This window comes from Streptomyces sp. NPDC013157, assembly GCF_042899865.1.
In the GTDB taxonomy this organism is placed as follows: domain Bacteria; phylum Actinomycetota; class Actinomycetes; order Streptomycetales; family Streptomycetaceae; genus Streptomyces.
In genome coordinates, this window is the sequence record NZ_JBIBAK010000014.1 from 160914 (window position 1) to 173716 (window position 12803).

Consider the following 12803-nt stretch of genomic DNA (forward strand, 5'->3'; position numbering starts at 1 on the left):
ATGGTTTCTTCACCTTCCGTGGCCGACCGCACCGAGCGCCCTTGCCCAGTCCACCCCCGAGAACGTTGCAGCGGAATACGGCGAGCGCGCATTCCTGGATGGGCCCACGCGACGGGGTGACCTGCGTCACGCGAGGGAGTGCCGGCTGGGCCTACTGCTGTGCGGTGGCCTGCCGGCACTCCGCGCACCGTCCCCGCCAGGTGATCTCGGCCTCGTCGACGCCTAATCCCTTGTCCTCGTCGGAGGTGAGGCACGGTGCCGCGCCGACGCTGCAGTCGACGTCCTCGATCGTGCCGCACCGGCGGCAGACGAGATGGTGGTGGTTGTCGCCGACGCGCAGTTCGTACCGGGTGGGTGAACCGGCGGGCTCGATGCAGCGGACCAGTTGGGCCTTGGTCAGGTCTTCCAGCACGTTGTACAGGCCCTGCCGGGAGAGTCCGCCGGCCTCGGCCCGGTCCGTGCCGATGCGTGTCTCGAGGTCGGCCGCCGTGGAGCATCTCGGCCTGGATCCGAGTGATCGCGGTGGACTCGCTGCGCGGCCGCGCCTACGACCCTCAGGCCCTGATGGCCACCACCCGTTCCAGCGCCTACTGGTGCTCGGGCGGCTTCCGGCTGCCCGCGGTGCTCGGCTGGGCGCTCGCCATCGTCGCCGGCCTGCTCTTCACCAAGGCCTCGACCAGTGCGGACGGCGTCTGGTTCGCGGGGCCCCTCAGCGACACCTGGTTCGGTGTCAACGGCCTCGGCTGGGCGGTCTCGACGGCCGTCGCCGCGGCGGTGTACGCCCTGTGCGGCAGGCGCGGCACACCCGCCCGGTTTGACAGCGGTGAACCCGCCGCCGCCCGCCTCCAGGAAGCCGGCCGATGAACCGGTCGACGAGCCGGCGGATCGTGCTCGCCGGGAACGTGATCGCCGACGTGGTGATCGAGATCCCCGCGCTGCCCGAACGCGGTGGTGACGTCGTCGGCACCCGTACCGTGACGACCGCGGGCGGCGGTTTCAACACGCTGGTGGCGGCCCGCCGGCTGGGCGCGGAGGCGGTCCACGCCGGTCTGCACGGGACCCGACCGCACGGCGATCTGGTCCGGGCGGCGGTGGCCGCCGAGGACATCGGGACGCTGCTGCCCGCCCGCGCGGACGGCGGCACCGGCTTCACGGTGGCCCTGGTGGACTCCGGCGGCGAGCGCACCTTCGTGACCAGCTTCGGAGCCGAGGCCACGCTGGCGCCGGCCGACATGGCCGCGGTCGGGGCCCAGCTGCGTCCGGGCGACCTCGTCCAGCTCTCCGGCTACGGGCTGGCCCTGCCGGGCAACGGCCCACTGCTGTCCGGCCTCACCGCCGCGGTGCCCGCCGACAGCATCCTCTGCTTCGATTGCTTCGATCCGCGCCCCCTGGTCGCCGACATCCCCGAGAGCGTCCTCGCCCCCGTCCTGGCCCGCACCGACTGGCTCAGCGCGAACGCCCGCGACGCCCGCATCATGACCGGGCACGAGGATCCCCGTACCGCGGCGGCGGCCCTCGGGCAGCGGCTGGCCCCCGGGGCGGGAGCGCTCGTCCGGGCCGACAGGGACGGCTGCCGGCCGGCCGCCCCCGGGCAGCAGCCCGTGCACGTACCGGGTTTCCCGGTCACCGCGGTGGACGGCAACGGCGCGGGCGACGCGCACGTCGGGGCGTTTCTCGCCCTGCTCGGCCAGGGGTTCGACGCGCTGACGGCCGCGCGCGGGGCCGACGCGGCGGTGGCCCTCTCGGTGACCCGTCGCGGCCCGGCCACGGCGCCCGACCGGGCAGAGCTGGCCGTGTTCCTGGCCGGCGACCCGCTCGCCGGGCAACTCGCCTGAATTGCCAGGGCCTTGGCGAACTTCGCGTCCGGTTCCGGGAAGAGAGTCGCGCCGTCGGGTCGTTGAACGCCAAGCCGTGGTCGGTGTGTGGCCGGACGGCGGCTCGTCGGCCAGGGCTTCTCCCAGCGAGGAAGAACGGTGATCACGCGATGAAGGCGGTGCGGTTCCACGCGTACGGCGGGATCGATGTGCTGCGGGTGGAGGAGGTCGAGCGGCCGGTGCCGGGCCCCGGGCAGGTGCTGGTCGAGGTCCGCGCGGCCGGGATCCAGCCCGGCGAGGTGATGATCCGCGAGGGTGCCCGGCACGGGCGCTGGCCCGCGACGTTCCCCTCCGGGCAGGGCAGCGATCTGGCCGGCGTCGTGGTGGCGGCCGGGCCCGAGGTGCGCGGCTTCGCGGTGGGCGACGAGGTCCTCGGCTTCACCCACGGCAGGGCGAGCCACGCAGAGTACGTCGTGGCCGAGGACGTCAACCTGGTGTCCCGTCCCGAAGGACTCCCCTGGGAGGTGGCCGGATCGCTGTACGTGGCCGGCACCACCGCGTACGCGACCGTGTTCGCGGTGGACCCCCGGCCGGAGGAGACCGTCGTGGTGTCCGGCGCGGCCGGCGGCGTGGGGGCACTCGCCGTACAGCTCGCGCGGCGGCGCGGTGCCACCGTCGTCGGGCTGGCGAGCGAGGCGAACCACGCCTGGCTGGCGGCCCACGGCGTCGTCCCGGTCGTCTACGGGGAGGGGGCGGCCGAGCGGATCCGGAAGGCCGCCGGGGGCAGGGACGTCGACGCGTTCATCGACACCTTCGGCGACGGCTACGTGGACATGGCCGTGGACCTGGGCGTACGGCCCGAACGGATCAACACGATCCGTGACTGGTCGGCCGCGGCGCGCGTCGGCGCCCGGACCTACGGGGAGGGCTCGGCGGCGGCCGCGGTCGTCGTCGGTGAACTCGCGCGGCTCGCCGCCCGGGGCGAGCTGGACGTCCCCGTCGCCCGCGTCTACCCGCTGGAACAGGTGCGGGACGCCTTCCGCGACCTGGAACGGGGACACGCCCAGGGCAAGATCGCGCTCCGGCCGTAGTCCCGCTCCGTACCGGCGGCGGCGGGCGCTCCCGGGCTGAGCGGGCGGGGCGCAGCGGGCATGCTGGAACCATGGTGGTGATCGCCGTGCTCTTCGCCGTCCTGGGTGCCGTCAGCAACGCGGCGGGCACGGCCTTCCAGCGCAAGGCCGCCTCCACCGTGCCCGGCCGCAGTGGAGTGCGCCTGCTGCTGGTGCTCATGCGGCGGCCGGCCTGGGCCGTCGGTATCGCCGGAGTGGCGGGGGCCGCGGTCTTCCAGGCGCTCGCCCTGGTCAACGGGCCGATGGCGCTGGTCCAGCCGCTGTTCATGCTGGAACTGCCGTTCGCGCTGCTGATCGCCGTGCCGCTGATGCATCGCAGGCCGAGTCCGGAGGGATGGCGGACGATCGCCGTGGTGGTGGCCGGCCTGGCCCTGCTGCTCGCCTCGGCGGCCCCGTCCGGGGGCCGGCAGCAGGCGTCCATGCAGCGCTGGATCCCGGTCCTCGCTCTCACCCTGGGCGCCATCGCCGTCACCGTGCTGCTCGTACGGTCCTCGTCGTCGCCGCTGTTCCGCGCGGCGGCCCTGGCCACGGGTGCGGCGATCGGGAACGCGCTGACCGCCGCGCTCATGAAGTCGGCCACCGGCCGTCTCGCCGACGACGGACTGGCTGCGTTTCTCACCGCCTGGCAGACCTACGGCTTCGCGGTCACCGGGATCGCGGCGCTGCTGCTCCTGGAGAACTCGCTGCAGGCCGGTCCGCTCGTCGCCTCCCAGCCGGCGCTGACGATCGGCGATGCGGCGGTGAGTCTGCTGCTGGGCGTCACCCTGTTCGACGAGTCGGTCCGCACCGGGTGGTGGCTGCTGCCCGAGGTGGCCGGGGCCGGTCTGATCCTGTGGGGCGTGACCCGGCTGACCCGGGTCGTGCCTCACCTCGTCGATGTCATGCAATGAGGCGACCGCAGGACCACCGCGGGTCCGGCCGACCGGTCGATCCCGGCCGATACCGCCCGGCTCTCGGCAGTTCAGTGGCTGTTACACGGGCCGCCGTCCCTCGCGCCGACGACTGGTGAGATGATCACATGGTGGGGTTGGAAGAACTCGTTCGGCGCCGGACGCGCCGACCCGTCACGCCGTGATCCGGCGTCCCTGACCACCGAGTAGACCTTCCACGCCCCCGGAAGGGGAAACAGAGTGTCCGTGTTCCAGCGCATCCTGGTCGCCGTCGATCCCAGCCCCGCCCGCCGCTCCGCCGTGCGGCTGGCCGGCGAGCTGGCCAAGCTGACGAACGCCGAGGTCCGCGTCGTACACGTCATCGCCTCCGCCGCCTCCGTCGCCGCGGTCGTGCCCCTGGAGGAGGACGCCGAGGCCAAGGCGGTCCTCGACGAGGCGCTGACGGCCCTGCGCGAGCAGGACGTCAAGGCTGAAGGGACCTTGATCAGGGGGCTTACCACGCAGGTCGCGACCGCCATCGCCGACACCGCCGAGGAGTTCGGGGCCGATCTCATCGTCCTGAGCCCGCACCACCGGAGCTCCGTCGAGGCGCTGTTCGACCCGCGGGTCAGCGACGCCGTCGCGCACCGCACCAACACCGCGATCCTGCTGGCCCCGGACGGCCACGACGAGGTCTGACCGGCCACCGGCCGACACCGGCCACCGGCCCCGGGGCCAGCTGCGGATTCGTCGTCCGCGGCGGGCCCCGGGGCCGTCGGGCCGTGGAGCGGTGGGCGCGGCGTCAGCGGCGCCGCCAGGGCAGTGCCTCCTGTTCGCCGCTGTCGGCGTCCATGCGTTGCAGGGCGGCGTTGACGGCCTCGCCGATCTCGGCGAACTGGGTGACCTGCTCGGGGGTGAGGGCGTCGAAGACGGCTCGGCGTACCGCCTCGACATGGCCGGGGGCCGCACGCTCCAGGAGGCTCATGCCGGCCGTGGTGAGGACGGCGTGCTGGTTGCGGCGGTTGACGGGGTCCTCGCGGCGGTCGACGTAGCCCGCCTCCTGGAGGCGGGTCACGGCGTGGGTGAGCCGGCTCCGGGTGATCTTCAGTCGTTCGGCCAGCTCGGACATGGTCAGGCTGTGGTCCTCGACCGAGGACAGATTGGCGAGGAGTGTGTAGTCGGCGTGGGTCATCCCCGCGTCGCGCCGCAGCTGGCGGTTCAGGTGGTCCGACAGGTGCGTGGAGAACTGGACGTAGGCGAGCCACGCCCGTCGTTCCTCGGGGTTCAGCCAGCGTGGCGTCGTGGTCATGGGCGCAGCCTAACCATCAACGTTTGAGCATTCAAACCTCGCGCGGGGCGGTCCGCCCCGAGGGGATCCCGTCTCCTCGGGGCGGCCCGGGTCAGGCTCCGACGTACTCCGCAAGGTGCTGCGCGGTGAGCGTGGAGCGGGCCGCCACCAGGTCGGCCGGGGTGCCCTCGAAGACGATCCGGCCGCCGTCGTGGCCGGCGCCCGGGCCGAGGTCGATGATCCAGTCGGCGTGGGCCATGACCGCCTGGTGGTGCTCGACGACGATGACCGACTTGCCGGTGTCGACCAGCCGGTCCAGCAGTCCGAGAAGCTGCTCGACGTCGGCGAGGTGCAGGCCCGCGGTCGGCTCGTCGAGGACGTACACGCCGCCCTTGTCGGCCATGTGCGTGGCCAGCTTGAGGCGCTGGCGCTCGCCGCCGGACAGGGTGGTGAGGGGCTGGCCGATGGTGAGGTAGCCGAGGCCGACGTCCGTGAGCCGCTGGAGGATGCGGTGGGCGGCCGGGGTGTGCGCCTCGCCCGCGGCGAAGAACTCCTCGGCCTCGGTCACCGGCATCGCGAGCACCTCGCTGATGTCCCGGCCGCCGAGGCGGTAGTCGAGGACGGACGCCTCGAACCGCTTCCCGTCGCAGTCCTCGCAGGTGGTGGCCACGCCGGCCATCATCGCCAGGTCGGTGTAGATCACGCCGGCGCCGTTGCAGGTGGGGCAGGCGCCCTCGGAGTTCGAGCTGAAGAGGGCCGGCTTGACGCCGTTCTCCTTGGCGAAGGCCTTGCGGATCGGGTCGAGCAGTCCGGTGTACGTCGCCGGGTTGCTGCGCCGGGAGCCGCGGATGGCGCCCTGGTCGACGGAGATCACCCCGGCGCCGGCCGGGATCGAGCCGTGCACCAGGGAGCTCTTGCCGGAGCCCGCGACACCGGTCACGACGGCGAGGACGCCGAGCGGGATGTCGACGTCGACGCCCTGGAGGTTGTGGGTGCTCGCGCCGCGGATCTCCAGCGTGCCGGTGGGCTTGCGGACCGTGTCCTTGAGGGCGGCCCGGTCGTCGAAGTGGCGGCCGGTGATGGTGCCGCCGGTGCGCAGGGCCTCGACGGTGCCCTCGAAGCAGACCGTGCCGCCCCCCGCCCCGGCGCCGGGGCCGAGGTCGACGACGTGGTCGGCGATGGCGATGACCTCCGGCTTGTGCTCCACGACGAGGACCGTGTTGCCCTTGTCGCGCAGCCGCAGCAGCAGGCCGTTCATGCGCTGGATGTCGTGCGGGTGCAGGCCGGTGGTGGGCTCGTCGAAGACGTAGGTGACGTCGGTGAGCGAGGAGCCGAGGTGGCGGATCATCTTGGTGCGCTGGGCCTCGCCGCCGGAGAGGGTGCCGGCGGGGCGGTCGAGGGAGAGATAGCCGAGGCCGATCTCCACGAACGATTCGAGGGTGTGCCGGAGCGTGGCGAGGAGCGGTGCCACCGACGGTTCGTCGAGGCCGCGCACCCAGGCCGCCAGGTCGCTGATCTGCATCGCGCAGGCGTCGGCGATGCTGATCCCGTCGATCTTCGAGGAGCGGGCGCCCTCGCTGAGCCGGGTTCCGTCGCAGTCGGGGCAGGTGGCGAAGGTGACCGCGCGCTCCACGAACTCGCGGATGTGCGGCTGCATCGACTCCTTGTCCTTGGAGAGCATCGACTTCTGGATGCGCGGGATCAGACCTTCGTAGGTCATGTTGATGCCCGCGATCTTCATCCGGGTCGGCTCGCGGTACAGGAAGTCCTGCAGCTCCTTCTTGGTGAACTTGCTGACGGGCTTGTCCGGGTCGAAGAAGCCGGACTCGATGTAGAGGCGGGAGTTCCAGCCGCCGCCCTTGTAGCCGGGGACGGTGATCGCGCCCTCGCTGAGGGACAGGGTCTCGTCGTAGAGCTGGGCGAGGTCGAGGTCGGTGACGGCGCCCCGGCCCTCGCAGCGCGGGCACATGCCGCCGGTGATGCTGAAGCTGCGCCGCTCCTTCACCCTCTGGCCGGCGCGTTCGACGGTGACGGCGCCGGCCCCGCTGATGGAGGCGATGTTGAAGGAGAACGCCTTGGGCGAGCCGATGTGCGGCTTGCCGAGGCGGCTGAAGAGGATGCGCAGCAGGGCGTTGGCGTCGGTGGCGGTGCCGACGGTGGAGCGCGGGTCGCCGCCCATCCGCTGCTGGTCGACGATGATCGCGGTGGTCAGTCCTTCGAGGACGTCGACCTCGGGGCGGGCCAGGTTGGGCATGAAGCCCTGGACGAAGGCGGGGTAGGTCTCGTTGATCAGCCGCTGCGACTCGGCGGCGATGGTGTCGAACACCAGCGAGCTCTTGCCCGAGCCGGAGACTCCGGTGAAGACCGTCAGCCGGCGCTTCGGGATCTCGATGCTGACGTCCTTGAGGTTGTTCTCCCGCGCGCCGTGTACGCGGATCAGGCCGTGGCTGTCGGCCACGTGCGGCGTGGACGTCGTCTTCTCGGTCTCTGTGGCCATGCTCAAACCCGTCTCCGTCTGCTGCGCGGGGTCCTGGTCGATCGCCGCCACGCTAGCCGGGGTCAGAAGCCTAATGCTTCTCCATTCCTGACCGGTTCGCGTGCACCGGGGGCGACGCCCGGTTGCCCCGCCCGCTGCCCGGCGGATGCGCGGGGGCTCAGCCGAACCACCGGGTGATCGACACCCGCTGGGGACGATGACGCGGGCAGACGGGTCGAGCGCGAGCGGCTACGAAGATTTTGCGTTCTCGCGGGACACCCATGAACCGGCCCCCACCTGCGCCGAGTCCGCTATGTCCGCCCGTACGCCCCACAGGTAACGGTGAGTTCACCCGGCTTCTCTTCCTCGACAGTCTACGCGCGTGGTGTCATGCCCACGCTCACCCACCCCCCACGTGAGCGTCTACTCGACTAGGAGTCACGCACATGCTGTCGAAGCTTCTCGTTCGCGCGGGTGTCGCCCTGGCGGCCACTGCGGCCGTGGTCACCACCGCGGTCCCCGCGAACGCCGCGAGCTACTCCGCGTTCGCCTTCTCGCTCAGCAGCAGCGAGCCCACGATCTACGACTTCATCAACTCGGCCACCAGCTCGCTCGACATGACGATGTACGAGCTGGAGGACACCACGGCCGTCAACGACCTCATAGCCCTGGAGAACAAGGGCGTCACCGTGCGGGTCGTCCTGGACCAGGCGCACAAGAGCGCCAACAACTCCGCCTACACCTCCCTCACGAACGCGGGCGTGGGTGTGGTCTGGTCGCCGTCCAGCTTCGTCTACACGCACCAGAAGACCATCACGGTCGACGGCACCAAGTCGCTCGTCCTGACCGGCAACCTGACCTCCCAGTACTACTCGACCGGCCGGGACTACGGCGTCTTCACCGACGACACCAGGGACGTCGCGGCGATCGAGAAGGTCTTCAACGCCGACTACGCCGGAACCTCCGTCACCCCCACCGACGGCGACCACCTGCTCTGGTCCCCCACCGACTCGCGCAGCCGCCTGCTGACCGTGGTCAACGCCGCCACCAAGACGCTCGACGTCGAGGAACTGGAGTTCAGCGACAGCACGGTGGTCAACGCCATCGTGGCGAGGGCCAAGGCGGGCGTGAAGGTGCGGGTCGTGCTGGAGACGCCCGGCGACTACTCCAGCGAGGTCTCCGCGGTGAAGGCCGCCGGCGGCACGGTCGTCGGCTACTCCGACCCCAACGGCTTCTACATCCACGCCAAGGCCATGGTCGCCGACTACGGCCTGTCCACCCAGGAGGTGGAGGCCGGCTCCATGAACATCAGCAGCAACTCCCTCTCCAACAACCGTGAGCTGGGCATCATCCTCACGGGCACCGGGGTGGCGCAGTCGGTGGCCACGACCGTCGAGACCACGTTCAACAGCGACTACTCGGGCGGCACAGCCGCGTAGCGACCGGATTCCGCCGGCCCGCCCCGGCCGTGCCGCACCACGGCCGGGGCGGGCACCGCCCGTGGTGCGGCACGGAGCCCGGTGCCGGTCGGCCGCTGTTCGGCAGGCCACCCACGCCCTGTACGTCCGCCACCTGGCCGTAATCTTGCGCACGTGAACGCCGAGATCGCCCCGGACCCCCTGGACGCCCCGCAGCCCCGGCCGCAGTCGCTCCTGCTCGCCTTCTTCGGCAACCACGTACTGGAGCAGGGCCCGCTGGCCGTCTACTCGGGCAGCATCATCACGGTCCTGGGCCGGGCGGGCGTCGGCGAGCAGGCCGTACGCTCCACGCTGACCCGCATGGTCAACCGGAACCTGCTGCAACGCCAACGGCAGGGCCGCAAGATGTACTTCGGCCTGACGCCGTCGGCCACAGAGATCCTCCATGACGGCCGGCGCCGCATCTGGGAGACGGGCGCCGTCAACGACGACTGGGACGGATCCTGGACCCTGCTGGGGTTCTCGCTGCCGGAGTCCTGGCAGCGCCAGCGGCACGATCTGCGCTCCCAGCTCGGCTGGTCGGGGTTCGGTCCGCTCTACAGCGGCCTGTGGATCGCGCCCGGCCGGGTGGACGTCTCCGGCGTCGTCGCCGAACTCGGGCTCTCCGCCCACGTGAAGATCTTCCACGCGCTGGCCGACGAGGCCACGGACATCGACCTCATGATCCGCGACACCTGGGACCTGGAGTCCGTCGCGGCCCGGTACGAGGACTTCCGCACCCGCTGGGAGGCCTGGCGGGCCGGCCCGGATGACGACGCCGTGGTCACCCGGCTGCGGCTGGTCAGCGAGTGGCTGGGCATCATCCGCACCGATCCCCGGCTGCCGGTCCGGCACCTGCCCGCCGACTGGCCGGCCCACGAGGCGGAGACGGCGTTCCACCACCTCGCGGCCGAGACTGAGGCCCCGGCCCGCCGGATGGCCGCGGCCCTGCTGGAGACCACGCCCCTGTGACCCGCCGTGTGCGGAGAACGGGCGCGCGGTCTGCGCGGAATCCCTGATCAGCCCGGATGGCGCGGCGATCTATGCTGCTGGGGGCAGGTGGTTCGCCAGACCGTCGATGGAGAGGGTGCCGGGGTACGGCGACGCTCCCTGTCCGGCATCCGCACCGTGTCCGTCTCTCCCGAGGAAGCCCCGTTGAACTTCTGGTCGATCTATGAGCATGGTTTCGCGCGCGTCGCCTCGTGCACGGGCCACACCGTCATCGCCGACCCGCGCGCCAACGCCGACGCGGTGCTGCGACAGGCCCGCCGTTGCGCCGAGGAGGGCGTCGCGGTGGCGGTCTTCCCGGAGCTCGGCCTGACCGGTTACTCGATCGAGGACCTGCTGCTCCAGGACGCGGTGCTCGACCAGGTCGAGGAAGCCGTCGAGGCGGTGCGGGCCGGTTCCGCCGGGCTGCTGCCGGTCCTCGTCGTCGGCGCCCCGCTGCGGCACCGCAACCGCGTCTACAACTGCGCGGTCTTCGTGCACCGCGGCCGGATCCTCGGGGTCGCGCCCAAGTCGTACCCGCCGAACTACCGGGAGTTCTACGAGCGGCGCCAGATCGCCGCCGGCGACGACGAGCGGGGCGGCACCATCCGGATCGGCGGCGAGAGGGTGCCGTTCGGGGTGGACCTGCTCTTCGAGGCGGAGGACGTCCCCGGTCTCGTGCTGCACGCCGAGATCTGTGAGGACATGTGGGTGCCGGTGCCGCCGAGCGCGGAGGCGGCGCTGGCCGGCGCGACCGTGCTGGTCAACCTCTCCGGCAGCCCCATCACGGTCGGCCGCGCGGAGGACCGGAAGCTGCTGTGCCGCTCCGCGTCGCAGCGCTGCCTCGCCGCGTACGTCTACGCGGCGGCCGGGCTCGGCGAGTCGTCGACGGACCTGTCCTGGGACGGCCAGACCATGATCTACGAGAACGGCGCGCTGCTGGCCGAGACGGACCGGTTCCCGCTCGACGACCAGTACGCGGTGGCCGACGTCGACCTGGACCTGCTGCGGCAGGAGCGGGCCCGGATGGGCTCGTTCGACGACAACCGCCGTACCCACGCGGCCCGCGCCGGCGGCTTCCGGACCGTTGTCTTCCGGCTCGACCCGCCGGCGGCCGACCTCGGGCTGCGGCGCCGGGTGGAGCGCTTCCCCTTCGTCCCGGCCGACCCGCAGCGGCTGGCCCAGGACTGCTACGAGGCGTACAACATCCAGGTCGCCGCGCTCCAGCAGCGGCTGGCGGCGATCGGCGGCCCGAAGATCGTCATCGGCGTGTCCGGCGGCCTCGACTCCACGCACGCGCTGATCGTCGCCGCCCGTGCCATGGACCGCGCGGGCCGCCCGCGCAGCGACATCCTGGCCTTCACCCTGCCGGGCTTCGCGACCGGCGAGCACACCAAGGGCAACGCCCACCGGCTGATGAACTCGCTCGGCGTGACGGCGGCCGAGCTGGACATCACGCCGACCGCGCGGCTGATGCTGGAGGAGATGGGCCACCCGTTCGCCGCCGGCGAGCCGGTCTACGACGTGACCTTCGAGAACGTGCAGGCCGGGCTGCGCACCGACTACCTGTTCCGGCTGGCCAACCAGCGCGGTGGCATCGTCCTCGGCACCGGGGACCTGTCGGAGCTGGCGCTGGGCTGGTCGACGTACGGCGTCGGCGACCAGATGAGCCACTACAACGTCAACTCCGGGGTGCCGAAGACGCTGATCCAGCACCTGATCCGCTGGGTCATCAGCAGCGAGCAGTTCGACGCGGAGACCGGCAGGACCCTCGCGGCGATCCTCGACACCGAGATCAGCCCGGAGCTGGTGCCGGGTGAGGAACTGCAGTCCACCGAGTCGAAGATCGGCCCGTACGCGCTGCACGACTTCACCCTCTACCAGGTGCTGCGGCACGGGTTCCGGCCGTCGAAGATCGCCTTCCTGGCCTGGCACGCCTGGCACGACCGGAAGGCGGGCGCCTGGCCGCCCGGCTTCCCCGAGGGCGAGCGCAAGGCGTACGACCTGGCGGAGATCCGGCACTGGCTCGACTACTTCTGCCGCCGCTTCTTCGCCTTCGCCCAGTTCAAGCGCTCGGCGATGCCGAACGGACCGAAGGTCTCGGCGGGCGGTTCGCTCTCCCCGCGCGGCGACTGGCGTGCTCCGTCGGACAGTTCGGCGAAGGCCTGGCTGCACGACCTGGCCCGCGTCCCCGAGTAGCCGCCGGATCGGCCTGCCACGCGCGGAGCCCCGCACCCGATCCGCCGGGTGCGGGGCTCCGCGCGTGGGTCCGGTCCGCCGTCAGTCGCCGGCCGGTCGCATGACGAGGCAGGTGGTGGTCGCGTGGGCGATCAGTTTCCCGCGCTCGTCGAGCACCTTTCCTTCGGCCGTGGCGGTGGTGCGGCCGACATGGATGACGTTCCCCTCGGCCCTGAGGGTCTGGCCTCCGGTGTGGGCGGCGCGGATGTAGTTGACCTTGAGTTCGAGGGTGGTGTAGCCGACGCCTGCGGGCAGGGTGCTGTGGACGGCGCAGCCCATCACGGAGTCGAGGAGGGTGGCCGCGATGCCGCCGTGGACGGTGCCGAGGGGGTTGGCGAAGTCGGGGCGGGTGTCGAGCGACATGACCATACGGCCGTACTCCACCTCGTCGAAGCGCATGCCGAGCAGCCTGCCGATCGAAGGGGGCACGGTGTCGGTCGGCCGCGCGGACTGTATCCAGTGCATCAGTTCGAGGCCGGACAGGGCGGCGAGGTCGGTGGTGGACACGGGTGGCTCCTCGGTGTGCTGGTGGCGGTGCGGGCCG

Annotated in this window: 12 protein-coding genes; 8 read left to right on the forward strand and 4 right to left on the reverse strand. The window is 71.9% G+C overall.

From position 1 onward, the window contains the following. Positions 1 to 151: 151 nt before the first annotated feature. Entirely contained in the window at positions 152 to 466 is a 315-nt protein-coding gene (locus tag ACFY6U_RS35000; RefSeq protein ID WP_390044993.1) for a Fur family transcriptional regulator, read from the reverse strand. Between the two features lie 47 nt (positions 467 to 513). Here ACFY6U_RS35000 and ACFY6U_RS35005 point away from each other — a divergent pair, with 47 nt between their 5' ends. The 5 genes from ACFY6U_RS35005 (at position 514) to ACFY6U_RS35025 (ending at position 4512) form a co-directional block, all read left to right on the forward strand. Next, positions 514 to 864 (forward strand): hypothetical protein, encoded by a 351-nt coding sequence (locus tag ACFY6U_RS35005; protein ID WP_390044701.1) that lies wholly within the window; start codon positions 514 to 516, stop codon positions 862 to 864. After that, on the forward strand, positions 861 to 1835 hold the full coding sequence (locus tag ACFY6U_RS35010) for a PfkB family carbohydrate kinase (protein ID WP_390044703.1): 975 nt from the start codon (positions 861 to 863) through the stop codon (positions 1833 to 1835). The genes ACFY6U_RS35005 and ACFY6U_RS35010 overlap by 4 nt, the downstream gene beginning before the upstream one ends. A 149-nt stretch (positions 1836 to 1984) precedes the next feature. Further along, positions 1985 to 2905, forward strand: a complete 921-nt coding sequence (locus tag ACFY6U_RS35015) for an NADP-dependent oxidoreductase (protein WP_390044705.1) — start codon at positions 1985 to 1987, stop codon at positions 2903 to 2905. A gap of 71 nt (positions 2906 to 2976) precedes the next feature. After that, a complete protein-coding gene (locus tag ACFY6U_RS35020) occupies positions 2977 to 3834 on the forward strand; it encodes a DMT family transporter (RefSeq protein WP_390044707.1) in 858 nt (285 codons plus the stop codon). 240 nt (positions 3835 to 4074) lie between these two features. Further along, positions 4075 to 4512, forward strand: a complete 438-nt coding sequence (locus ACFY6U_RS35025; protein ID WP_390044709.1) for a universal stress protein — start codon at positions 4075 to 4077, stop codon at positions 4510 to 4512. A gap of 103 nt (positions 4513 to 4615) precedes the next feature. Here ACFY6U_RS35025 and ACFY6U_RS35030 read toward each other — a convergent pair whose 3' ends face one another. After that, the gene (locus tag ACFY6U_RS35030; protein WP_351497121.1) at positions 4616 to 5122 is read right to left on the reverse strand and encodes a MarR family transcriptional regulator; all 507 of its coding nucleotides are present in this window, start codon (positions 5120 to 5122) and stop codon (positions 4616 to 4618) included. A 91-nt stretch (positions 5123 to 5213) separates the two neighbouring features. Continuing rightward, positions 5214 to 7598, reverse strand: coding sequence for an ATP-binding cassette domain-containing protein (locus ACFY6U_RS35035; RefSeq protein WP_390044711.1), 2385 nt, complete (start codon positions 7596 to 7598; stop codon positions 5214 to 5216). A gap of 425 nt (positions 7599 to 8023) precedes the next feature. On the opposite strand from ACFY6U_RS35035, the gene ACFY6U_RS35040 reads away from it, so the two are divergent. The 3 genes from ACFY6U_RS35040 (at position 8024) to ACFY6U_RS35050 (ending at position 12220) form a co-directional block, all read left to right on the forward strand. Continuing rightward, entirely contained in the window at positions 8024 to 9016 is a 993-nt protein-coding gene (locus tag ACFY6U_RS35040) for a phospholipase D-like domain-containing protein (protein ID WP_390044713.1), read from the forward strand. Between the two features lie 153 nt (positions 9017 to 9169). Then, positions 9170 to 10006, forward strand: a complete 837-nt coding sequence (locus ACFY6U_RS35045) for a PaaX family transcriptional regulator C-terminal domain-containing protein (RefSeq protein WP_390044715.1) — start codon at positions 9170 to 9172, stop codon at positions 10004 to 10006. A 183-nt stretch (positions 10007 to 10189) separates the two neighbouring features. Further along, positions 10190 to 12220 (forward strand): NAD(+) synthase, encoded by a 2031-nt coding sequence (locus ACFY6U_RS35050; RefSeq protein ID WP_390044995.1) that lies wholly within the window; start codon positions 10190 to 10192, stop codon positions 12218 to 12220. An 81-nt stretch (positions 12221 to 12301) separates the two neighbouring features. Here ACFY6U_RS35050 and ACFY6U_RS35055 read toward each other — a convergent pair whose 3' ends face one another. After that, positions 12302 to 12766 (reverse strand): PaaI family thioesterase, encoded by a 465-nt coding sequence (locus tag ACFY6U_RS35055; RefSeq protein ID WP_390044717.1) that lies wholly within the window; start codon positions 12764 to 12766, stop codon positions 12302 to 12304. Positions 12767 to 12803: the final 37 nt, after the last annotated feature.

What these genes read in the sequence shown, in the direction of transcription:
- ACFY6U_RS35020 (WP_390044707.1), top strand. Translation starts at nt 2,977, where the DNA reads ATGGTGGTGATCGCCGTGCTCTTCGCCGTCCTGGGTGCCGTCAGCAAC.
- ACFY6U_RS35010 (WP_390044703.1), top strand. Translation starts at nt 861, where the DNA reads ATGAACCGGTCGACGAGCCGGCGGATCGTGCTCGCCGGGAACGTGATC.
- ACFY6U_RS35040 (WP_390044713.1), top strand. Translation starts at nt 8,024, where the DNA reads ATGCTGTCGAAGCTTCTCGTTCGCGCGGGTGTCGCCCTGGCGGCCACT.
- ACFY6U_RS35015 (WP_390044705.1), top strand. Translation starts at nt 1,985, where the DNA reads ATGAAGGCGGTGCGGTTCCACGCGTACGGCGGGATCGATGTGCTGCGG.
- ACFY6U_RS35035 (WP_390044711.1), bottom strand. Translation starts at nt 7,598, where the DNA reads ATGGCCACAGAGACCGAGAAGACGACGTCCACGCCGCACGTGGCCGAC.
- ACFY6U_RS35030 (WP_351497121.1), bottom strand. Translation starts at nt 5,122, where the DNA reads ATGACCACGACGCCACGCTGGCTGAACCCCGAGGAACGACGGGCGTGG.